Source organism: Hoeflea algicola (genome assembly GCF_026619415.1).
Taxonomy (GTDB): Bacteria; Pseudomonadota; Alphaproteobacteria; order Rhizobiales; family Rhizobiaceae; genus Hoeflea; species Hoeflea algicola.
The window spans coordinates 348,860-368,994 of sequence record NZ_JAOVZR010000001.1 but is presented as its reverse complement, the minus strand read 5'-3'; the positions used below and the strand labels follow the sequence as shown (position 1 = coordinate 368,994).

General features: G+C 59.6%; 21 protein-coding genes, 1 tRNA gene and 1 pseudogene. 11 read left to right on the top strand and 12 right to left on the bottom strand.

Going from position 1 to position 20,135, the window contains the following annotated elements; all coding sequences use genetic code 11:
- Positions 1-101: 101 nt before the first annotated feature.
- On the bottom strand, positions 102-389 hold the full coding sequence (locus OEG84_RS01870) for a YrhK family protein (protein WP_267652162.1): 288 nt from the start codon (positions 387-389) through the stop codon (positions 102-104).
- Positions 390-530: 141 nt separating this feature from the next.
- On the bottom strand, positions 531-1,667 hold the full coding sequence (locus tag OEG84_RS01865) for a COX15/CtaA family protein (protein ID WP_425602814.1): 1,137 nt from the start codon (positions 1,665-1,667) through the stop codon (positions 531-533).
- Between the two features lie 198 nt (positions 1,668-1,865).
- Here OEG84_RS01865 and OEG84_RS01860 point away from each other — a divergent pair, with 198 nt between their 5' ends.
- Both OEG84_RS01860 and OEG84_RS01855 read left to right on the top strand, forming a co-directional pair.
- Positions 1,866-2,084, top strand: a complete 219-nt coding sequence (locus OEG84_RS01860; protein WP_267656053.1) for a DUF2842 domain-containing protein — start codon at positions 1,866-1,868, stop codon at positions 2,082-2,084.
- A gap of 162 nt (positions 2,085-2,246) precedes the next feature.
- Positions 2,247-3,467, top strand: coding sequence for a GNAT family N-acetyltransferase (locus tag OEG84_RS01855; RefSeq protein ID WP_267652161.1), 1,221 nt, complete (start codon positions 2,247-2,249; stop codon positions 3,465-3,467).
- Here OEG84_RS01855 and OEG84_RS01850 read toward each other — a convergent pair whose 3' ends face one another.
- Positions 3,468-5,591, bottom strand: a complete 2,124-nt coding sequence (locus OEG84_RS01850; protein ID WP_267652160.1) for a GumC family protein — start codon at positions 5,589-5,591, stop codon at positions 3,468-3,470.
- A 251-nt stretch (positions 5,592-5,842) separates the two neighbouring features.
- Between OEG84_RS01850 and OEG84_RS01845 the strand changes: the two genes are divergently transcribed.
- From OEG84_RS01845 to OEG84_RS01825, 5 genes are all read left to right on the top strand, one after another.
- On the top strand, positions 5,843-6,418 hold the full coding sequence (locus tag OEG84_RS01845; RefSeq protein ID WP_267652159.1) for a polysaccharide biosynthesis/export family protein: 576 nt from the start codon (positions 5,843-5,845) through the stop codon (positions 6,416-6,418).
- A gap of 4 nt (positions 6,419-6,422) precedes the next feature.
- Positions 6,423-7,604 carry a glycosyltransferase family 4 protein gene (locus OEG84_RS01840; protein ID WP_267652158.1) on the top strand — a complete coding sequence of 394 codons (1,182 nt, stop codon included), beginning with the start codon at positions 6,423-6,425 and terminating at the stop codon, positions 7,602-7,604.
- Between the two features lie 48 nt (positions 7,605-7,652).
- A complete protein-coding gene (locus OEG84_RS01835) occupies positions 7,653-9,218 on the top strand; it encodes an undecaprenyl-phosphate glucose phosphotransferase (protein ID WP_267652157.1) in 1,566 nt (521 codons plus the stop codon).
- A 26-nt stretch (positions 9,219-9,244) separates the two neighbouring features.
- Entirely contained in the window at positions 9,245-10,474 is a 1,230-nt protein-coding gene (locus OEG84_RS01830) for an O-antigen ligase family protein (RefSeq protein ID WP_267652156.1), read from the top strand.
- Between the two features lie 175 nt (positions 10,475-10,649).
- Positions 10,650-11,045 carry a hypothetical protein gene (locus OEG84_RS01825; protein ID WP_267652155.1) on the top strand — a complete coding sequence of 132 codons (396 nt, stop codon included), beginning with the start codon at positions 10,650-10,652 and terminating at the stop codon, positions 11,043-11,045.
- On the opposite strand, the gene OEG84_RS01820 is transcribed toward OEG84_RS01825, so the two are convergent.
- A tRNA-Pro gene (locus tag OEG84_RS01820) sits at positions 11,046-11,122 on the bottom strand. It abuts the gene before it with no gap.
- Positions 11,123-11,423: 301 nt separating this feature from the next.
- Here OEG84_RS01820 and OEG84_RS01815 point away from each other — a divergent pair.
- Positions 11,424-11,987: a DUF421 domain-containing protein gene (locus tag OEG84_RS01815; RefSeq protein WP_267652154.1), complete on the top strand. Its 564-nt coding sequence runs from the start codon at positions 11,424-11,426 to the stop codon at positions 11,985-11,987.
- A 107-nt stretch (positions 11,988-12,094) separates the two neighbouring features.
- Here OEG84_RS01815 and OEG84_RS01810 read toward each other — a convergent pair whose 3' ends face one another.
- Together OEG84_RS01810 and OEG84_RS01805 are read right to left on the bottom strand one after the other, a co-directional pair.
- On the bottom strand, positions 12,095-12,364 hold the full coding sequence (locus OEG84_RS01810) for a hypothetical protein (RefSeq protein ID WP_267652153.1): 270 nt from the start codon (positions 12,362-12,364) through the stop codon (positions 12,095-12,097).
- A 97-nt stretch (positions 12,365-12,461) separates the two neighbouring features.
- Positions 12,462-13,547, bottom strand: coding sequence for a GNAT family N-acetyltransferase (locus tag OEG84_RS01805; protein WP_267652152.1), 1,086 nt, complete (start codon positions 13,545-13,547; stop codon positions 12,462-12,464).
- Positions 13,548-13,680: 133 nt separating this feature from the next.
- Here OEG84_RS01805 and OEG84_RS01800 point away from each other — a divergent pair, with 133 nt between their 5' ends.
- Both OEG84_RS01800 and OEG84_RS01795 read left to right on the top strand, forming a co-directional pair.
- Positions 13,681-14,679, top strand: a complete 999-nt coding sequence (locus OEG84_RS01800; protein WP_267652151.1) for a LysR family transcriptional regulator — start codon at positions 13,681-13,683, stop codon at positions 14,677-14,679.
- 40 nt (positions 14,680-14,719) lie between these two features.
- Positions 14,720-14,878 carry a hypothetical protein gene (locus tag OEG84_RS01795; protein WP_267652150.1) on the top strand — a complete coding sequence of 53 codons (159 nt, stop codon included), beginning with the start codon at positions 14,720-14,722 and terminating at the stop codon, positions 14,876-14,878.
- Positions 14,879-14,953: 75 nt separating this feature from the next.
- On the opposite strand, the gene OEG84_RS01790 is transcribed toward OEG84_RS01795, so the two are convergent.
- From OEG84_RS01790 to OEG84_RS01765, 6 genes and pseudogenes are all read right to left on the bottom strand, one after another.
- Positions 14,954-15,499, bottom strand: coding sequence for a MerR family transcriptional regulator (locus OEG84_RS01790; protein ID WP_267652149.1), 546 nt, complete (start codon positions 15,497-15,499; stop codon positions 14,954-14,956).
- A 209-nt stretch (positions 15,500-15,708) separates the two neighbouring features.
- The gene (locus tag OEG84_RS01785; RefSeq protein ID WP_267652148.1) at positions 15,709-16,032 is read right to left on the bottom strand and encodes an integration host factor subunit alpha; all 324 of its coding nucleotides are present in this window, start codon (positions 16,030-16,032) and stop codon (positions 15,709-15,711) included.
- Between the two features lie 184 nt (positions 16,033-16,216).
- A complete protein-coding gene (locus tag OEG84_RS01780; RefSeq protein WP_267652147.1) occupies positions 16,217-17,188 on the bottom strand; it encodes a beta-ketoacyl-ACP synthase III in 972 nt (323 codons plus the stop codon).
- A gap of 9 nt (positions 17,189-17,197) precedes the next feature.
- A complete protein-coding gene (gene plsX, locus OEG84_RS01775) occupies positions 17,198-18,256 on the bottom strand; it encodes a phosphate acyltransferase PlsX (protein WP_267652146.1) in 1,059 nt (352 codons plus the stop codon).
- A 105-nt stretch (positions 18,257-18,361) separates the two neighbouring features.
- Positions 18,362-18,917, bottom strand: a pseudogene (locus OEG84_RS01770) (DUF177 domain-containing protein).
- A 7-nt stretch (positions 18,918-18,924) separates the two neighbouring features.
- Positions 18,925-19,422, bottom strand: coding sequence for a ubiquinol-cytochrome C chaperone family protein (locus OEG84_RS01765; protein ID WP_425602813.1), 498 nt, complete (start codon positions 19,420-19,422; stop codon positions 18,925-18,927).
- Between the two features lie 176 nt (positions 19,423-19,598).
- Here OEG84_RS01765 and OEG84_RS01760 point away from each other — a divergent pair, with 176 nt between their 5' ends.
- Positions 19,599-20,114: an outer membrane protein assembly factor BamE gene (locus OEG84_RS01760; RefSeq protein ID WP_267652145.1), complete on the top strand. Its 516-nt coding sequence runs from the start codon at positions 19,599-19,601 to the stop codon at positions 20,112-20,114.
- Positions 20,115-20,135 lie beyond the last annotated feature (21 nt).

Genomic DNA, 20,135 nt, shown 5'->3' with positions numbered 1-20,135 from the left:
TATTATGCGCGTTGGCGTTTTCGCTTCGGTTTGCAGCTATGATCGGGCAAAATACCGGAAACGACCAGCCAACCTCGCGAGGTACGGCTCACGAAACCGGTTTACTGCTCTTTCTCGAACCGTTTGGCCAGATCTTCGTAATCGTCGTTCTTCATGTAGCGCAGTTCGCGAACGATCCGTAGCACCGGCTTGAGCGCAAAGCAGATCGAACCAATCAGAAAGCACCAGGTGCCTGCCGTCAGCCAGGCTTCCGAGAAAAACATGATCGAGCCAATCACGAACAGGCCGGCGGCGGAGACGTCCACTGCCGTGTAGGCCAGTTCGAACCAGGCATAGGTCTGTTCATCGGAAACGTATTTGCGATGCCTAGAGAGTTTGAAAAGCGTCATGTCATTCTTCCTTCCGGAGAGGTCGACCGACAGCACCACGCATCCAACGAAATGCGCAAAACAAGCGGTAACAGATTGAATTAATGCATGTACGTTAAATTCGACTGAACGCGATTTGCATCAAACTCCGGTGGACCGCACTCAGTTGCCGATGCGAATCCCTGATTCCATCGGATAAGCGCCGTAAAAGCCGCGCCAATGAGCGACCGAGAAGCCAAGCACGACGATGGCCCAGCCCTGATGGACCAGCGCCCAGCCAATCGGCACCTGCCCGAGGATAACGACAATCCCGAGCACCGCCTGAATGGTGACAAGGCCGAACAGCATGACGGTGCGACGGCCATGGGTACTGCCGCGCCCGCGGCCGATGGCGGCCAGCATGTGCCAGAACGTCAACGCAAACAGCGTGTAGCCGCCCAAGCGGTGAACGAATTGCACGGTAAGCTGGTTTTCGAAGAAATTGTGCCAGGCGGGCGACAATTCCAGCAGACCTTCAGGCACGAAGGCGCCGTTCATCAACGGCCAAGTGCTGGATGCCAGACCGGCATCAAGGCCGGCCACCAGACCGCCAAGATAGATCTGCACCAGAACCAGAACACTGATCACCCCTGCCCCGCGCCTCACCCCAACGCTTGGCACAGGATCATCCGAATGCGGCACCAGTCCGCGCATCACCCAGACAATGGCGGCGAAGATCAGGCAGGCGAGCGTGAGATGGGTGGCGAGCCGGTACTGACTGACGTCGACGCGGTCGACCAGGCCTGAAGCCACCATCCACCAGCCGACAGCCCCTTGCAGCCCACCCAGCAGCAGCAGGCCGAACAGCGGCCAGCGCAGGCGCTTTTCGACACGTCCGGTGGCCAGAAAGAACACGAATGGAATGGCAAACAGCACGCCGACGCCGCGCGCCAGAAACCGGTGCGCCCACTCCCACCAGTAGATCTGCTTGAATTCGCCCAGGCTCATGCCCTTGTTGATCAGCTGATACTCGGGAATCTGACGGTAAAGTTCAAGTTCCTGCTGCCAATCGGCCTCGCTCAAGGGAGGAATGACGCCATGGATCGGCTTCCACTGGGTGATCGACAGGCCGGAATCGGTCAACCGGGTGGCACCACCGACCAGAATCAGTGCGAAAATTGCCACCAGCACAGTCCAGAGCCAGATCTTTTGTGCGGTCCGGTTGCGCTCGATACGCTGCTCCGCCGCGATCACGTTTGGCGCCGTTGAAGCGTCAAATGGTGGCTGAGATGATGGCATGGAAACGGAGCTCGTGGTCATCGGCGGTGTCTTTCCTTGGATCTACCGGACATGTGCCCCACCGGGCCCTGCAAGGCAAGGCCGAAGCCTTTGCGGCATGCGGTCGCGGCGAGCCGCAGGCATCCGACCACCCTTGCGTTCAGCGTCAAAGCCGCTATGTCCGGGGTAGACGCCAGCAGCAGGTCGCACCCTGCAGCCGACACCATGGAAGACCAGATCATGCCTGTTCGCCTGAAGAAACTCATAGGAACCGTCATCATTGTGGCGCTGGTGGTGCTGTACGCGCTGATCGCCACCACCATCGCCAGCTACCGGCTGGCCGAATCGGCCTGGTATGTGCACATGCTCTATTTCCTGTTCACCGGCATCCTGTGGATCGTACCGGCCATGTTCGTGATCCGCTGGATGGAACGGCCGCCCAAGCACCGGCAATCGTGACAACCGCAGCAGTGCGCAAGCCGCCCCGGACAGAGCGCCGTTAACCCATTGTTAGCCCTGAGGCTTAGTTTCCGGTGCCGTGCTTGCGTGTTTACCGGAATTTTGAGGCCTGAGGACCATGCTTGCGCGCAAGGAAGAACAAACCCCGCGAGCGTTCAAACAATGGCAAATGCGCACGACATCACCGCAACACCGATCGCCAGAGCCGCGGTCGTCTCCCGGCGTCCGCGACTTTCCGCCTTTGTCTGCCATGACGTGACCGGCGCTGGCCGGCTATGGCAACAGCTTGAGGCCAACCCCGCGGCGACATTTCATCAAAGCCGCGCATGGGTGGAAGCCTGGGTCGGTGGGACCGGAACAACGCTTTCGATCGTCACACTGGAACTGGAAGGCCAACCGCTGGCTATTCTGCCGCTGGAAATTGTCCACCGCCGCGGATTGAAAGTGGCGCGGTTTGCCGGAACTGCTTTTTCCAACGCCAATACCGGTTTGCTACCCGAGAGCTTGACCGGCGCACGCGCCGATATTGCACCGGGCGAACTGGCCGCAGCGCTGTCGCGCGCCGGGCTTGACGCCGATATCGTCCTGTTTGACAAGATGCCGCCTGACGCAGCCAGCCAATCCCCTTTCAGCGAATTGCCGCGGGTATTCCATCAAAATCCAAGTTTCCAGCTTCCCTTGCTTACCGATTTCAACGCGGTACTGGCGCAAATCAATGGCAAGCGCCGGCGCAAGAAATTCCGGGTGTCGCAACGACGGCTGGAAGCCTTGGGCGGCTATCGCCACATCATCGGCGAGGATGATGAGCAAGCGCTCAGGTTGCTCGAAGTGTTTTTGAAGCAAAAGCCGGTGCGCCTGGCCGCGCAAGGCCTGCCCAACGTGTTTGCCGATCCTGGCGTTCGCGCTTTCATGGCGCGACTGGCCATGACCCGAGACCAGCGAGGCCGGCCGGCGCTGGAACTGCACGGCATCGAGCTGACCGGCGGAGACAACAAGGGCGAGATCATCGCTGTCGCCGGACTGACGATCAAGGACCGGCACGTCACCTGCCAGTTCGGATCCATCAACGACGAAATTGCCCCCGATGCCAGTGTCGGCGAATTGCTGTTCTACCACATGATCGAGCGTGCTTCGGTGGCCGGCGAGCAGGTGTTCGATTTCGGTGTCGGAGATCAGCTCTACAAGCGTTCCTGGTGTCCTGTGCGGACCGATCTGGTGGATTGCCATGTGCCGCTGACCGTCAAGGGGCGATTGGCGGCGCCGGCTATCACCGGCATGATCCGCCTGAAACGCAAGATCAAGACTTCGCCGATGTTACACCGGTTTGCTGCCTGGTTGCGTGGCCTTGTCGTCCGCCGCCAGAGCGCGCCGGTCGACATCTGATCAGGCCGCCGAACTGCGATTTCCCAACGGGCTGAGCGGTTCGCCCGGCGTCATCAACAACACATCCTCAAAGCCATGTTCGTGGAAGTCGGCCAGCAGCGTCTTCACCGCCGCCTCATCCGCATGCAGGATCGACAACACGATCTCGCCGGTGTCGGCGCGCGCAATCCTTGCGATGGCAGCCGCATCGGCTGCACCGCATTCGACAATAACGATGTCATAGGCCTCGGTCAGCGCATCGATGACCATTGGCAAGCGGTCGATCGCCCGCATGGCGCGGCGCGCATTGGCGTTGCCGCGCGGAATGATATGGGCAGACGACAACCGGTCCGGGTGGATCGAATCGGCAATCGCGATCTCGCCACACATGAGGTCGGTGAGCCCCGGCAGCCGTAACGATTCGGCCATAAGTTCGGTCGGACATGCAGATCCCGTCAAGTCAATCAGCAGGGTCTGCAGGCCTTCACCGGCAATCGTGCGCGCCAGCATCACCGAAGTCGCCGAGCCTTCGTCGCCTTCCGGCGAGACGCAGACGGCGACGGAAACCTGATCCGTGACAAGCTGCTCGGCAACGGCTTCGACGGTGAAGTCATCGGCCTCATTGGCGATGATCGGCAAGGCCGCAGTACCGGCTTCGATGTCTGCATTCGGGGACACAGGTACCGCAGCCGCGACCACCGGTTCGGCTTCGGCCTGGTAGGCTTCATCGCGCAGCATGGGCGTTGACGGACGCAGCGCTCGCCCGGAAAACAGCTCGCCCAGCATGATGCCGACGGTCGACAGCAGCAATGTCGCAAAAGCGGCGACAATGATAATCGGTCCCTTCTTCGGGTAATGAGATTCAGAAGCCGGGACGGCGCGCGAAATCACCCGTGCGTCGGCCGGCAGGGCCTTGGGCTCGGTCCGCGAAGCAGCCTCCCGGTAGCGACCGAGGTAGGTTTCCAGCAGGTCGCGCTGGGCAGCAGCTTCGCGCTCGAGCGAACGCAATTCAACAGCTTCCTCGCCCTCCCGCGCCGATCCGGCCTTGAGTTCGTTGAGCTGTGCGGTCAATTCCTCTTCGCGGATCTTGGCCACCCTGGCATTGCTTTCGAGGCTCGACAGCACCTTGCGGATTTCAGCCAGGATCTGCCGTTCGATATCAGCCAGTTGCGCGCGCAAGCCCTTCATGCGCGGGTGCGCTTCAAGCAGGGTTGTCGAAAGGTCAGCCAATTGTGCGCGGACCGAGCCTTCGCTCTCGCGCAGGCGCTGGACCAACGCCGAACCCAGCACATCAGAAATGGCATCCACAGATTGACCGGATTTCAAGGCATTGCGAACCGACTGGGCGCGTGCTTCGGAATCTGCGCGCTCGGCGCGAACCCGGCTCAATTCGGTGGAGATGTCGGACAGTTGCTTGGCGGCGATGGTGTCCTGCTGGTTGACCAGCAGAAGTCCCGTTTCAGACCGGTATTGCGCGATCTTTTCCTCGGATTCACGCACTTTCTGCCGCAGCTTGGTGATTTCCGGCTCCAGCCAGGCACTGGCGTCGGTGTTGTTTTCAAGCTTGGCGCCGGATTGCGAAGTGAGATAGGCATCAATCAACGCATTGGGAACCTGGGCGGCAATGTCCGGATCTTCGGAGGAAAACTCGATGGCAATGACCCGTGATCCGGGGACAGCGTAGACCTCGAGCTTCTTGTAGAATTCCTTGAGAACCCGCTCATCGGCAGGTACCAGAAGCGGATCCTTCTTCATCCCGACCAGCACCAGCAGATTGCCGATTGCAGAGGTATTGGCAGCGGAATCGAATTCTTCCCGCGAGGAAAGGTCGAGCTCGCGCGCTACCTGCTTGACCAGGTCGGTCGATCTGAGGATCTCCACCTGACTGGTGACCGCGCGCTCGTCGAGCATCGCCGCATCACTGCCGGTCCGGTTCTGGTCACTGCTGTAAACAGGCTCTCGGGTTTCAATCAGCAGCCGGGCTTCCGACTTGTAGAGCGGATTGATCATCCCGGTGATGATGAAAGCCAATCCCGCAGCCGCGGCTGTGAGCCCCGCAACAAGCAACTTGCGCTCCCAGACCGCCTTGAAAAGACGCCCCAGATCAATATCGACATCCGGCTGATTGACTGGTCCCACAGACATAATCGGGATACTCCTACTAACACAAGTCCGGGAGGGTAAAGGAACATGGTAACGCAACGGTTAAGGCGCCGGTGACGCTTCCTTTACTTATCGCGCCCTGCCCGCGACTGTGATTTGTCGGCTTCACGCTCGGGCCCTGCTTCCACCAGCAACCGCCGCAAATAATGCTCGTCTCTTTTACCGACCGTTAACCCTAATGGATCGATAACGGGCTTCGACATTCACACGTCTCGCGTGGAGCAAGCACAAGCATGAAACCCGCCAAGTCCAAAGTGACAGCCCTGCTGGCGGCCGCCATGACCTCGGTCATGCTGGCGGGATGCTCGGGCTACCAACCTGCCCCCAAGGCGTTTCACGAAGCCGTCATCCAACCCTATCGGCTCGACGCCGGCGACCGGCTGCGGATCACCGTGTTTGAACAGACCGGCCTGACAGGAACCTATGCAGTGGATCAGGCGGGCTATATCGCCTTTCCGCTGATCGGCGCCGTGCCGGCGCGCGGACGGACGCTGCAGGAGCTTGAAGCTGGTATCGCCGCGAGCCTGCGTCAGGGCTACCTGCGCGACCCGGACGTTTCCATCGAGATCGACCGTTACCGCTCGTTCTTCATCATGGGTGAAGTCGGACAAGCCGGCCAATACTCCTATGTCGCAGGCATGAACGTTCAAAACGCCATCGCCATCGCCGGCGGATTTTCGCCACGCGCCAATCAACGCATGGTCGACATCACCCGCAAGATCAACGGAAAGGTCATGACCGGACGGGTCTCGATTTCCGATCCGATCCTTGCCGGCGATACGATTTATGTACGCGAGCGGCTGTTCTGATCTGATGACAGGCCATAAACCCCTGCGGATCCTGCATTGTTTCCGGTCGCCGGTAGGCGGAATATTCCGCCATGTCCGCGATCTCGCCGAAGAACATGCCAAAGCTGGCCACGAGGTAGGGATCCTGTGTGATTCCTCGACCGGCGGAGCCTATGAAGAGGCGTTGTTCGACGCCATCATGCCGCATCTCTCGCTCGGGCTGATGCGGATGCCGATTCGCCGTTCGCTTGGTCTCTCAGACCTTTCGGCTGCATACAAGACATTCAACAAGGTCAAAGATTTGAAGCTGGACGTGTTGCACGGACACGGCGCCAAAGGTGGCGCTTTCGTACGACTTGCCGGCTCACGGTTACGGGTATCCCAGTCTCGCGTTGCCCGTTTATATTCGCCCCATGGCGGCAGCCTGCACTACAACAGCCACACGGCGCGGGGGCAGGCCTATTTTTGCATCGAGCGCCTGCTCGAACGCTGGACCGACAGTCTGGTGTTTGTGTCCGAGTACGAGCGACAAACCTATACGGAAAAAATCGGCAAACCGCGCGCACCTTGTCGGTTGATCCACAACGGCTTGCGCGCCGATGAGTTCGAGCCAGTGGAGCCCGTGCCCGACGCTGTGGATTTTCTCTATATCGGCATGATGCGCGACCTCAAGGGGCCGGATGTTTTCATCGAAGCCATACGGCGCGCCGAACAACTTGCCGGAAGACCGTTGCGCGGGGTCATGGTCGGCGATGGCGACGACAAACCGCGCTACCAGGCACGCATCGACGCGCTGGGCATGGGAGCACGGCTAACCATGCACGACGCAATGCCTGCGCGCGAAGCCTTTGCGCTGGCACGCACGGTCGTCATCCCATCGCGGGCTGAATCAATGCCCTATATCGTTCTCGAAGCGGTGGCTGCGGGCAAACCGGTAATTTCCACCAGGGTTGGTGGCATTCCCGAAATTCTGGGCGAGAATTGTGCAGCCTTCGTGCCGCCAGGCGATGCCGAGGCGATGGCTCAGGCGATGGCACAAGCGGTTTCAGAGCCCGAGTGGCTCACCGCTGCGATGCCCGAGCTCAACCGGTTCCGTCACCAGTTCTCGGCCCAGACGATGGCCGAGAGGATGACCAAAACCTACCAGGAATGCCTGGTCAGCAAGGTGAACCTCAAGGCCAACCGGACCGCGTCAAGTCTTTCTTAGGGCCACCGTGCTATCTCGGGAAGAACAGTTTCCCGGGAGAGTTTGGTCGTGAACAAGATAGACCGAGACGATGCATTCAATTCGGACAACATTCGCAAGGCGATGGCCGAAATCGAAGCCACGCCCGCTGCCAAGTCCGAAGCCGGTGCCCCCAAACCAGAAATGAGCCGTTTGGCCGTCCAGACCGCTCACCGGTTGTCCCAGGAAAACTACTCCCCGACAATGATTATCGGCACCTTGAGGCTGGCCGAATTCGCCCTGCTGGCGCTCACCGGTTTCGTCATCTACGCGCTTTATGTCGGCTTCAGCCAGGAGGTCCTGCTGCTGTACTATGGTCCGGCGATCTTTGTCGGGTCGGCGCTTGCCGTGCTCCTGATCCAGACCGCAGATGGCTATCAGGTGCCGGCGCTGCGCAGCGCGCTGAAAACCCTGCCACGGATCCTCTCGGCCTGGGCCGCGGCCTTCGCGCTGATCGCGCTGGGTGCCTTTTTCCTGCAAAGCGGCCTGGCGTTTTCGCGTGTCTGGTTCGCCGCCTGGTTCATTACCGGCGCGATCGCCCTGATCATCGGTCGCAACATCGTCGCCTACAGCATTCGCCGCTGGGCCCGCAACGGCATCATGGAGCGCCGTGCGGTGATCGTCGGCGGCGGCAACATGGCCAAGGCGCTGATCCGTTCGATCGAGCAGGATCCCGACAATGACATCCGCATCTGCGGAATTTTCGATGATCGCGATGACCGCCGATCACCGCCGATGGTGGCAGGCTATCCGAAACTCGGCAATATCGACATGCTGGTGGATTTCGCACGCATGGCGCGGATCGACATGTTGATCATCGCCATGCCGCTGAACGCGGAATCGCGGGTGCTGGAACTGCTCAAGAAGCTGTGGATCCTGCCGCTCGACATCCGGCTTGCCGCACACGCCAACAAGCTCAGGTTCCGGCCACGCGCCTACTCCTATGTCGGCGCTGTGCCGATGCTCGACATCTTCGACCGGCCCATCACGGACTGGGATTCGGTGGCCAAGCGGATTTTCGATATCTTCTTCTCGGTGCTTGCGATCCTGCTTTTGTGGCCGGTGATGATCGGCACTGCGATCGCCATAAAGCTCAACTCCAAGGGCCCAGTGCTTTTCATGCAAAAACGGCACGGCTTCAACAATGAAGTCATCGACGTGTTCAAATTCCGCTCGATGTACACCGACCAATGCGATCCCACGGCGCGCGCCGCCGTGACCAAGGGCGACCCGCGCGTCACCAGCGTCGGCCGCTTCATCCGCAAAACCTCGATCGACGAACTGCCGCAGTTCTTCAACGTGCTGCGCGGCGACCTGTCGCTGGTGGGACCGCGGCCGCATGCCGTCGTCGCCGCCGCCCATGACCGCCTGTTCGCCGAGGTGGTGGACGGCTATTTCGCCCGTCACCGGGTCAAGCCCGGCGTCACCGGCTGGGCTCAGATCAACGGCTGGCGCGGCGAGATCGACAATGACGAGAAAATCAAGCAGCGCACCGCCTGCGACCTCTATTACATCGAAAACTGGTCGCTGCTGTTCGATCTCAAGATCCTGTTCCTGACACCGTTGCGGCTGCTCAACACGGAAAACGCCTATTGACCAGTGCCACTCTCCCCGCACCCGCGATGTTTCAGCCGCAGCGCGCGGCGATGTCGATGCTGGCCTCGCTGTGCGTGGCGTTCGGTGTGTTCTTGTCGGGGTTCGTCATTCGCGAACCGGCGCCCTATGAGCTGTTTCTGGCGGCACTGATCAGCATCTGGGCCTTGTTCGGGCTGAAACTGTCGCGTCATATCGCGCCGCTGATTGCGCTCTATATTCTCTTCAACATCGGCGGCATGTTTTCGATCCTGACCATGGAAGCGGTCAAGGATACGCCGATGTACATGGCAGTTTCGCTGTTCCTGGCGCTTTCGGCGATCTTCTTTGCAGCCATCATCGAGGCCGACCACCGACGGCTCAGGCTGATTTTCCGCGCTTATGTGGCGGCGGCGATCATTACCGCACTGCTGGGTATCCTGGGCTATTTCGGAGCCATCCCCGGTGGCGAGGTGTTTACCCGCTACAGCCGTGCAATGGGCGCGTTCCAGGACCCCAACGTGTTCGGCCCCTATCTGGTGCTGCCGACGCTCTATCTGATGCACGGGCTGCTGACCGGCACCCTGAGAGCAGCGCCACTGCGCGTCATCGGGCTGATGATCCTGGCGCTCGGGGTGTTTCTGTCATTCTCGCGCGCGGCCTGGGGGCTGCTGGCGATCTCGATGGCGCTGTTGGTGCTGACCATGCTGATCAAGGAGCGCACCGGCGCATTCCGGTTGAAAATCCTGATGATGTCGCTGCTGGGTTTTGTGTTGCTGGTCGGCGCGATTATCGTCGCGCTGCAATTTGACCAGGTCGCTGACCTGTTTACCGATCGCGCCAAGCTGGTGCAGGCCTATGATGGCGCGCGACTGGGCCGGTTCGAACGCCACGCCATCGGTTTCCGCATGGCGATGGAGCATCCGCTTGGCATCGGTCCGCTGGAGTTCGGGCTGATGTGGGGCGAAGACACCCACAATATCTGGCTCAAGGCGCTGATGGATTATGGCTGGCTCGGCTTCATCAGTTATCTGATGCTGATGTGCTGGACATTCGTGCTGGGCTTCCGCCACCTGCTGCGCGACCGGCCCTGGCAGTCCTATCTGATGTTGGCGCTGATCGTCCTGTTCGGCCACACCCTGATCGGCAGCGTGATCGATACCGATCACTGGCGTCATTTCTACCTGCTGATGGGAATTGTCTGGGGCTGCATCGCGCTGGAGATGCGCTGGCAGGCAAATCTGCGCAAACAGCGTCGCCGCCGTGCCCTGCCCGCCTGACGAGTCAACCGCATCGCCGGCGCACACCAACCGCGTCCGACAAAGGCTACGCCAGCGGCACGCCTTTGGCCATTGTCGGGGACCATCTTGTATTATCCAAAAGAAGGCCTATATTGTTGATAACGCTTCCCTTGACGCCGGATGTACGCGCAGGGTGAGGCAACTAGGCCGGTCTATGACCGGCCTTTTCGTTTTCAGGCAGGGCGTTCCGCATGCCCCACATACCGCGCCGGATTTTTTGCGCGAAGACGCACACGCGATGCTAAAAAAACGAAACCGAAATCCGGCGCAATGGTCGAGGCAGACTGTGCCGCATGGCTCAATGACACCGACAGCAAAGGTTGATCAGCAAATCCAATGGCAATGGCGGGTCATCACGCTGTCGACTGTAAAAACCAACGCATCCGCCGCCAACCGAATTTGGGGTCCGGTAAGCGATCGGCGCCGTTTCGGTGTCTCCCCACTAACTTTTCGGCAATATCAAACTCTTGTAAAACGGCAGGAATGGCGCGCCTGGGTCTCCACTGACGGAGATCCAAAACAAAAACTCTTGATTATTATAAGGAAATAATGGTCGGAGCGGCGGGATTCGAACCCACGACCCCTTGTCCCCCAGACAAGTGCGCTACCGGGCTGCGCTACGCTCCGACTGGAGACAGGGATTAGATCATCACGGATATGCGGGCAAGGCCAAAATGGCCCGTGCCGGATAAAAACCAAGATCAGTGCACCGATAACATTCCACATGACGCCTCTCGGTCAGGTTCGGCCACGCTCAGACGCCCCCCTGCCCGGCTCTCTCTCAGGTTCGTGTGCTCTATATGCTTTCCTTGTACGCCCTGTTTCATCGGGCGCGGATTGCAACAAAACACAAGTCTCGCGCGTTACCGGCAGTCAGCAGGTTTTGCCATCGCAATGATGCCTGCACCCTTTCTGTACCGAGGCAGCCATGGAACCACCAATTACCCCGTTCGATCTGACGCGCATGTTTGTCGGCGATCAGCCGCCGCTGTTCTTTCTGGAAATTTTGGTCCGAACGGTGTTGATTTACGGCTACACGTTTCTGCTGGTCAGATGGGTCGGCGGACGCAGCATCGCACAGCTTTCTGTGGTTGAATTCATTCTGGTGATCGCTCTGGGTTCAGCGGTCGGTGATCCGTTCTTCTATCCCGACGTGCCGATCCTGCACGCGCTTACTGCCATCACCGTGGTGGTGCTGATCAACAAGGGGCTTGATTTCCTGATCCTGAGATCATCGTCTGTACAGCGGAAGATTGACGGTGTTCCCGTACTGGTCGTCAAGGATGGCAGGCTACTTGACCACAATGCCCGCAACCGCGGCATCGGAGAGGCGGAGATCTATGAGCAGTTGAGAATGTCGGGTATATCCGATCTCGGGCAGGTCAGCGAAGCCTACCTCGAGACCAGCGGCAAGCTCAGCGTCTTCAAGGCCGATATCCCTATTTCCACCCAGCCGATCGTTCCGCCGCCCGAGACCGGGAACCAAGCCTGACGCGGCAGCGCCGCGTTGGTTGGTCGGTGCGCCTGTAAAGAAAACCGGGTGGGTACGCCGCGAACGGTGGCGTCAACCCAAGCACCCACCCGGTAAACCGCTGGTCGTTAGGCTTCCCCGGCGGTTTTGGAGTTCAGAAGGACGACATTGTCGCTCCGTTCCGAAAACGCGAGTTTCATTTTCAAACGCAACAGCGAATCGAGATTTGTCTCGCTGCAGTTTGAGGGTTCCTCGCCCTCCCAATTGAGGGCGGTTTGCAGCACCGCCATGTTGATCAGATGGCTCAGCTCGCCCAGTTTGAGACGCTCGGCCTCCTCCCGGCACGTCACCAGGGTGCGGATGATCCAGGCATAGGAGCCGGCATCGTCTGTTTCCATGTCAGATGTCCTTACAGCATTGAAACGTGGTGCGCCGACTGCGGCACCGCCGACGCTTCAAGTGGGCCGCGCTTGTGCCATGCGCCTTCGGGACGGATCAGCCGATAGGGATCATCCGAAAGTGACAGTGCAGTTTCGGAGGGCTCGATCTCGTCGACCATCTCGACAAACACCTGACCGGAAAAGGCAAACGGGGCGCCATTTCCTTGAGTTTGAACCCGAAGTGCTGCCAGAAATCGAGGTAATCCTCTCGGGCATGGCCATAGATGCGGCGATAGCCCTTTTCCTTGCACAGGGCAACGCTGGCGCGGACGAGTTCGAACGCGGTGCGCGAGCGCCGATATTCCTTGCGCACGGCCAGCCGCTCCAGCTTCGCGAAATCGCCGAAAAATCTCAGCCGCATGCAGCCCACCGGTTCATTGTCGATCAGCGCCAACAGATGGGTCGCGGCAAGATCGTTGCCATCGAACTCCTCGTCAAACGGACATGCCTGTTCGCCGATATAGACCGCCGAGCGGATCGCAGCGACCCGCATCATGTCATCAAAACCGCCGACCACGCGGATACCGGTGGGACGCAGCATCGGATCATGGGTGGCGTAGCGCGGCAACCGCTGGGCCAGCGTCTCGGGGCGTCGCGGGATCATGTAAAATCCGTCGAGGAAACGGCCCTCATGCCAGACCCCACGCTCAAAACCACGGCGCATCATGGCGCGGTGACCGCTGAGGGTAAACGAGGTCGAGATGACATCGGCGCCGGCATAATGGGGAGAATCGAACCGGTCCATGACGCGGTTGATCCCGGCGGCCAGAACACCCGGTGTAAAACTGGCCCAGACATAGATTGCCGCCGGCCGCTGATGCTGGCTGACGAGAAATTCATCTTCCGGGTCAAGCAGGTTCAATTCGCCATTGAAAAGGGCTGTACGCCCCGCCTCGTTGAGCAAAAGCGCCGACATGAAACCCTCGGGCCGGGGCCGACCACGGCGCGCAAACAGCCAGATGGCGTCCGGATTTCTCTCGCCGACGCGGATCACCGTCTCCGGCGTGGCCAGTCGACCAATTACCTTACCAGCAGATTCAAGAAGCCGCGGCACATCCGCCCGATCAAGCCGGTTGGTCACGGTCACCAAGGCAGCAACGCGGTTCATGCGTACAGCCTCCAGCGCCGCTTCGGACGTCAAATTGCTTGCATTTGCAGGCAAAAATCTATTTTGTGGTGTGGCAGGCATGGTCTTGAATCCCTTGTCTTCAGGGGAAGGTAGCCGGACCGTAGAGTTTTGACTTTGGCAAATATTGTTACAGAGAGTTCCACCCATGGAACACCAATGGCGCAACGCCGATTGGAACAGCATCCGGGTTTTTCTGGCGGTCGCCAGATTGCGCAGTTTCCGCAAGGCTGCGGACGAACTCGGCATGTCTGTCAACACGGCGCGGCGAACCATTACGCGGCTTGAAGACCAACTCACCTATCCCTTGTTGCTGCGCGACGCCGATGGCGTCAGGCTGACGGATGCGGGCCGACGGGTGGTCATGGCTGCCCGCGATGTCGAGAACTCGGTTTCCGACATGTGGCGCGTTGCCGAGGTGGCCGAGCGCGAAGCCAACGGACCGATCCGGCTGGCCATCACCGAGGGGCTCGGCAGCTTCTGGCTGACGCCGCGCATCGTCGAACACATGAACGCCACCGGTGCAAAAAACCGGATCGAACTGCAATGTGCGATGCGGTCGGTCGATGTGTTGCGCATGGAGGCCGATATTTCGGTTCAGCTCGAGAAGCCAAATCGCCCCGAACTGGAGGTCAGGCAACTGGGGTACCTTCACCTCAAGCCGTTTGCCAGCAGCAGCTATCTGGAAAAATTCGGTCGGCCCAAGAATGTCGCCGACATGGTCAATCACCGTGTCGTCGAACAACAGACCGATCAGCTGCGTGGCTATGAGCTCGACAAAATCTTCGGACCCCAGATCGCCGACCGCATGGTGCGGATGAAAACCAATTTCTCGTCCGCTCATTACTGGGCCGTCGCCAAGGGCGCGGGCATCGGACTGATGCCGAACTACGCGCGCGCCATCGGTGGCGATGTCGAGCATGTCAATCTCGGATTCGATTTCCGTGTAGAAATTTGGTTGGCGACCCACCCCGAGATTGCCAAGAGCGCACGCCACAGCGAATTCATCGATTTCCTGACCGAAAGTTTCGATGAGCGCACATACCCCTGGTTCGGGCCCGACACGATGACGCCCGAAGAGATCGAGCAACAGTTTTCCCGCGAAGACCTGCGGTCTTATTTCGAGGGGTTCACCGCACGTACATGAGTCCGCGCAGAACCTCCCCTTCATTGTCGAGACCGTCAGCTTGGCCACCCAGGACGAGCACGACCGGCTTGCCATGGTGATCATGCAGCTCGACATGGCGCTAGCGCTGGCTCGGGAGAAAAACCTGCATGATGTCGAAGCCTATCTCGAAGAGGCGTTGGCAGAGGCCAGAATCGTCCGCGATGCCGCACTCCATTAAAGCGGATCCGAGGTTCCCGCCGGAACTTCCTTCGAACCGAGCCGCTGAGCGCTGCTCAATCCGACACGGGCGGCTTTAGCGGACCTGATCGAGCAATCGCTTGCATTCCAGCAGATCGTAGAGCGCTTCCTGCAGCAAGGCACGGTCGTCCCGCGATATCCCGGTCCCGGTAACGGCTTCTCCCGCCTCGCCCTCGGCCTTTCCGGCATCGCCCCCGAGCCCGAAGAAGCGGCGGGTTGACGGTAGTCGCGCCTTGCCCACCAACTGGTCATCTTCCGGTGCAGGCGCGCGCGCAGCTGGCTTGGCATCCTCGGCCATGCTCGCAGACAAAGCCTCGACAGCGTCCATGTCCCCCACGCCTATGGCGATGACGAACTTGTTGCCGTTCTGCTTGAGCAGCTTCTGCACACCCTTGATGGTGTAGCCCTGATCATACAGCAGGGTACGGATTCCCTTGAGCAGATCGACATCGTCAGGCCGGTAGTAGCGGCGGCCGCCGCCGCGCTTCATCGGCTTGATCTGTGTGAAGCGGGTCTCCCAGAACCGGAGCACATGCTGAGGCAAGTCGAGGTCGTCGGCCACCTCGGAAATGGTCCGGAACGCGTCTGGGCTCTTGTCCATTGTGCCACTCCGTTCTGTGGGGCGCTGGCCCCCGGGCCCCAGGTGCGGGCCGCTTTCAGCCAGGCCAAAGCGACCTGACAATCTGCTTGCGGCCATGGCACCCGCGAGATCGCAGCACCAAAGCTCGAAGCCAACACCATTTCAACGGTTTGTGACGAAAATATCAAGCGGGCCGTCGGTCACACCGACGGTTCGGGCAAAAAACCGGTTTACGGTTTGGGCTTTACCTTACGGGCCAGATGACCCTTCAACACGCGGCTCTTGAGCACATTCGACGCTTTGAAGGTCATCACCCGGCGCGGGCTGATCGGCACTTCCTCGCCGGTCTTGGGATTTCGGCCAATGCGTTCCTTTTTCTCGCGGACCTGAAAGGTCGCAAACGAGGATAGTTTCACACTGTCGCCGCGCACAATGGCGCCACAGACTTCTTCAAGCACCATTTCGACAAGTTCTGCGGATTCGGTCCGTGAAAGCCCCACTTTGCGGAATACCGCTTCTGCGAGGTCAGCTCTGGTGATCGTCTTGCCACTCATATTTTCCAACCAGCCTGGTCAGCATCCCCGCCGCCCGTAAATGCAGTTTTGTGAGTTTATGGATCATACCGGGCAAGGTCAAGCAACTCCCGCTGTTGCCAGCATATTCCCCTCAAAGACCTCAACTCGCCTATCATTCCCTAAGTCTTGTCCCACCCACCGTGACACGCAGAAAAGGCGGCTGTCACCAGCGCAGAAGCACGGATCCCCAGGTAAACCCTCCGCCCATGGCTTCCAGCAACACCAGATCGCCCTTCTTGATACGACCATCGGATGCGGCCTCGTTCAGCGCCAGCGGAATCGACGCCGCCGAGGTATTGCCGTGCTTGTCGACTGTAACGACCACCTTGCTGTCGGCAATCCCGAGTTTCCTGGCCGAGGCGTCAATGATCCGTCGGTTGGCCTGATGGGGCACAAACCAGTCGATGTCTTCAGAGCCAAGTCCGGTTGCCTCATAGGCCGCTTCGATAACGTCGGTGATCATGCCAACGGCATGCTTGAACACTTCCCGTCCCTGCATTCTGAGATGGCCAACGGTGCCGGTGGTCGAGGGGCCGCCATCGACATAGAGCTTTTCACGATGGGCGCCATCGGAGCGCAGGTGGGCCGTCAGCACGCCGCGGTCGGCGATTGTGCCCTCGCCCTCCTCGGCTTCCAGTATAATGGCGCCAGCGCCATCGCCGAACAGCACACAGGTGCTCCTGTCATTCCAGTCGAGTATCCGCGAGAAGGTTTCCGCGCCGATTACCAGAACGCGGCGCGCGAGGCCGGACTTGATATAACTGTCGGCAGTGGTCACGGCGAATACAAAACCCGAGCAGACTGCCTGCAGGTCGAACGCGGCGCCATGATGCATGCCCAGGCGGTTCTGGATGTTGACGGCGGTAGCGGGAAAGGTGTTGTCGGGTGTCGAGGTAGCGCAGATGATCAGATCGAGATCGGCGGCGGTCATGCCGGCGCGGTCGAGTGCGGCGCGGGCCGCCATTTCGCCCAGAGATGCGGTGGTTTCGTGCTCACCGGCAATATGACGCTGGCGAATACCTGTACGCTGGACGATCCATTCGTCACTGGTTTCAACGATGCCTTCCAGGTCGCTGTTTTTCATTATGCGCTCGGGCATGTGCGCCCCGAAACCACGTACGACTGAACGGATCATGCTGGCATCCTAATTTGAAGAACTGTCCGTGGCCGGAACAACCAGGGTCGAGCGATGGTTATGAAACAGGTTGAGATCGTGCTCGATTTTCGATTTCAAACCATTGCGGGCCATGTCGTAGCCGACATCGACAGCAGCAGCAAAGCCCTCCGCGTCGGCGCCGCCATGGCTTTTGATGACGATGCCGTTGAGCCCCAGGAACACACCGCCATTGACCTTGCCCGGGTCCATTTTCTCGCGCAGCAAGTTAAACGCGCTCTTGGCGAAAACATAGCCGATGCGGGCCATCAAGGTGCGCGACATTGCGGCGCGGAGGTATTCTGCAATCTGGCGGGCGGTGCCTTCGGCGGTCTTGAGCGCGATGTTGCCAACGAAACCTTCGGTCACCACCACATCGACCGTCCCCTTGCCGAGATCGTTGCCTTCGACAAAGCCGTAATAATCAAGGCTCGGCATCTGCGCCTCACGGATCATCCGCCCGGCTTCCTTGACCTCATCCTGCCCCTTGATTTCCTCGACGCCGATATTGAGCAGTCCGACGGTGGGCTTTTCGATTTCGAACAGCGCCCGGGCCATGGCCGCGCCCATCATTGCATAATCGATGAGTTGCTGGGCATCGGCACCTATGGTGGCGCCGACATCAAGCACAATGCTTTCGCCCCGCAGGGTTGGCCAAATGGCGGCAATGGCGGGGCGTTCGATGTTGGCCATGGTGCGCAGGCAGAATTTCGACATCGCCATCAGCGCGCCGGTGTTGCCAGCCGACACACATACATCGGCGTCGTCGGTCTTGACCGCCTCGATCGCCCGCCACATGGTCGAGCGGTAACGGCCGCGCCGCAGTGCCTGGCTGGGTTTGTCGTCCATCCCGACAGCAACTTCACAGGCCACAAACGTCGAAGCCTGGGCAAGCGCGGGATATTTCGCCAGGATCGGCGCACATTCAGGTTCCAGACCGAACAGGGTAAAGCGAATATCGGGATGCCGCTCCAGCGCCTTGGCAACACCGGGCACGACCATTTCGGGGCCATGGTCGCCCCCCATCAAATCGACCGAAATCCTGATCACGCCCCGTCCTTTTTCCCCGGCTCTGCCGACCGGATATGTGCGCAGAAAATACTCGTTTTCACACCGGGCACAACTGCTTTGTCGCCGCACACATGGCTATCTGGCTCAATCATCCCGCTTCAGACCCTGCAAGACAGCAAAAGGTGACGGTTTTTTGTCGGTGCTCGCATCGCTTTCAATCCGATCCACATAATCCTGCCCCGGTTTGCGTGGATAGGGGTCAATCGCCAATGCAGCAAATTCGGCAACGACCGCGCCCATGTCAATCGAGATCGCCGCTATAGGTATCGGGCAGATCCGGTCCTTCGGGGTCGAGGAACATTTCGCCCTTGCCATCGGTCATCCGGCTCAGCAACCGCGAATTTTCCGGCAGGAAGACGGTGTCGATGTCCTCGTCAATCTGCTGCTCCACCGGATCAAGCGTCACCACGCATTGCTGGACGATGACGGCCCGAATATGGCCTTTTGCACGCACGCCGTCACGTTTCCAGCGGCCGAGCGAAATATCGGCATCGAACGAAAGGACTTCCATCACGTCCCACTGTTTTTGCAACAACTTGCGGTCGTTGTCGTCAGCCGAAATTTTCACGGTCAGCGGATTGGCCGATACGTGGCCGACCTTGACCATGAAGGAGAATGCGGAATTTTCCGGTTCAGTCATTGAAGCCTCATTCTGCCGTGGCCGGCGGGTAAGTCAGACGTCCAGATGCGAGCGTTTCCTCGCCGGTTTGCTCAAGCGCACGCGCCGCTTGCATCACCCAGTGCGACAATTGCTGCATGGACTTTGCGGCCTCCGCGTCATCAGGATGGATATTGCGCCCGAGCGCATCAGCCAGAACCGCCTCATCGCCCGCTTCGATCGACTGCCCATAGGATTTGACGCGTCCATAAAACATCCGCGCCAGTTTCTTCATCCGTTTTGGCACACCCATGTCGCCAATACCAAGTTCGCGGATGGAATGATCTATATCCTCGAAGAATGCGTCAACAATTTCCTGAGCGATCCCCTGAGCGGCGACTCCGGCCGTACCGGTGCGACGCAAATAGAGGATCAGGTGAACAGCAATCATCTCAAACCGCCCCATCACCGTATCAGGCACGCCCATGTGTTGATAGAACGCCGGCGACCGGGCCGCCTGGGTGATCAGCGCATATTGCTGAGCCACCAGAGCCTGGTTGGCTTTTTTCTCTTAAACAGGGACCAGATCATTAAATTGCCTTCAATGGCGGTTGGATATCATTGCACTCGCGAGGGACAGGCGTGTTGCATCCATGTGGAAGCTGGTTTACCGAATGGAACGCAAAACGCAATGGCTCTAGCTTACATGCGCGCCAAAGGGAGATGTCGTTCAAGATGAGAGTTTTCAAGGCAACCGGACGGAGTTTGCGTCTCGGGGCTGCAATCGCAGTCATCTCCACGGCCGCGTTGGCCGGCTGCACGACAAGTGAAGTATTCAATCAGGGCTATGTGGTCGACCAGACCGCGCTCGACCTTACCCCGGTCGGGTCCAGCCGTGAACAGGTTCTGTTGTCGCTGGGAACGCCGTCGACGACAGCGACCTTCGACAATGAAGTATTTTACTACGTGTCGCAAAAACGCACCCGCGCGGCGATGTTCCTCAAGCCACAGCTGGTCGAACAGACAGTGCTGGCGGTCTATTTTGACGAAGACGGCACGGTCAAGCAGATCGCCAACTACACGCTGCAGGACGGCAAGGTGTTCGACATGATTTCGCGCACCACGCCTACCGGCGGGATCGATAAGTCATTCCTGGCCCAGGTGCTCAGCGGTGCCGGCAGCGCTGAAAGCACCCGCAACGCAGTTGCTCGCTCGATCCTGGGGGGCGGCGCCAACTAAGGCGCCCTTCCCGTTCGGTAA

Bases quoted from the DNA above. Each gene is read 5' to 3' on its own strand.
- OEG84_RS01870 (WP_267652162.1), bottom strand. From the start codon at position 389: ATGACGCTTTTCAAACTCTCTAGGCATCGCAAATACGTTTCCGATGAA.
- OEG84_RS01865 (WP_425602814.1), bottom strand. From the start codon at position 1,667: ATGACCACGAGCTCCGTTTCCATGCCATCATCTCAGCCACCATTTGAC.
- OEG84_RS01860 (WP_267656053.1), top strand. From the start codon at position 1,866: ATGCCTGTTCGCCTGAAGAAACTCATAGGAACCGTCATCATTGTGGCG.
- OEG84_RS01855 (WP_267652161.1), top strand. From the start codon at position 2,247: ATGGCAAATGCGCACGACATCACCGCAACACCGATCGCCAGAGCCGCG.
- OEG84_RS01850 (WP_267652160.1), bottom strand. From the start codon at position 5,591: ATGTCTGTGGGACCAGTCAATCAGCCGGATGTCGATATTGATCTGGGG.
- OEG84_RS01845 (WP_267652159.1), top strand. From the start codon at position 5,843: ATGAAACCCGCCAAGTCCAAAGTGACAGCCCTGCTGGCGGCCGCCATG.
- OEG84_RS01840 (WP_267652158.1), top strand. From the start codon at position 6,423: ATGACAGGCCATAAACCCCTGCGGATCCTGCATTGTTTCCGGTCGCCG.
- OEG84_RS01830 (WP_267652156.1), top strand. From the start codon at position 9,245: ATGTTTCAGCCGCAGCGCGCGGCGATGTCGATGCTGGCCTCGCTGTGC.
- OEG84_RS01825 (WP_267652155.1), top strand. From the start codon at position 10,650: ATGACCGGCCTTTTCGTTTTCAGGCAGGGCGTTCCGCATGCCCCACAT.
- OEG84_RS01815 (WP_267652154.1), top strand. From the start codon at position 11,424: ATGGAACCACCAATTACCCCGTTCGATCTGACGCGCATGTTTGTCGGC.
- OEG84_RS01810 (WP_267652153.1), bottom strand. From the start codon at position 12,364: ATGGAAACAGACGATGCCGGCTCCTATGCCTGGATCATCCGCACCCTG.
- OEG84_RS01800 (WP_267652151.1), top strand. From the start codon at position 13,681: ATGGAACACCAATGGCGCAACGCCGATTGGAACAGCATCCGGGTTTTT.
- OEG84_RS01790 (WP_267652149.1), bottom strand. From the start codon at position 15,499: ATGGACAAGAGCCCAGACGCGTTCCGGACCATTTCCGAGGTGGCCGAC.
- OEG84_RS01785 (WP_267652148.1), bottom strand. From the start codon at position 16,032: ATGAGTGGCAAGACGATCACCAGAGCTGACCTCGCAGAAGCGGTATTC.
- OEG84_RS01780 (WP_267652147.1), bottom strand. From the start codon at position 17,188: ATGATCCGTTCAGTCGTACGTGGTTTCGGGGCGCACATGCCCGAGCGC.
- OEG84_RS01760 (WP_267652145.1), top strand. From the start codon at position 19,599: ATGTCGTTCAAGATGAGAGTTTTCAAGGCAACCGGACGGAGTTTGCGT.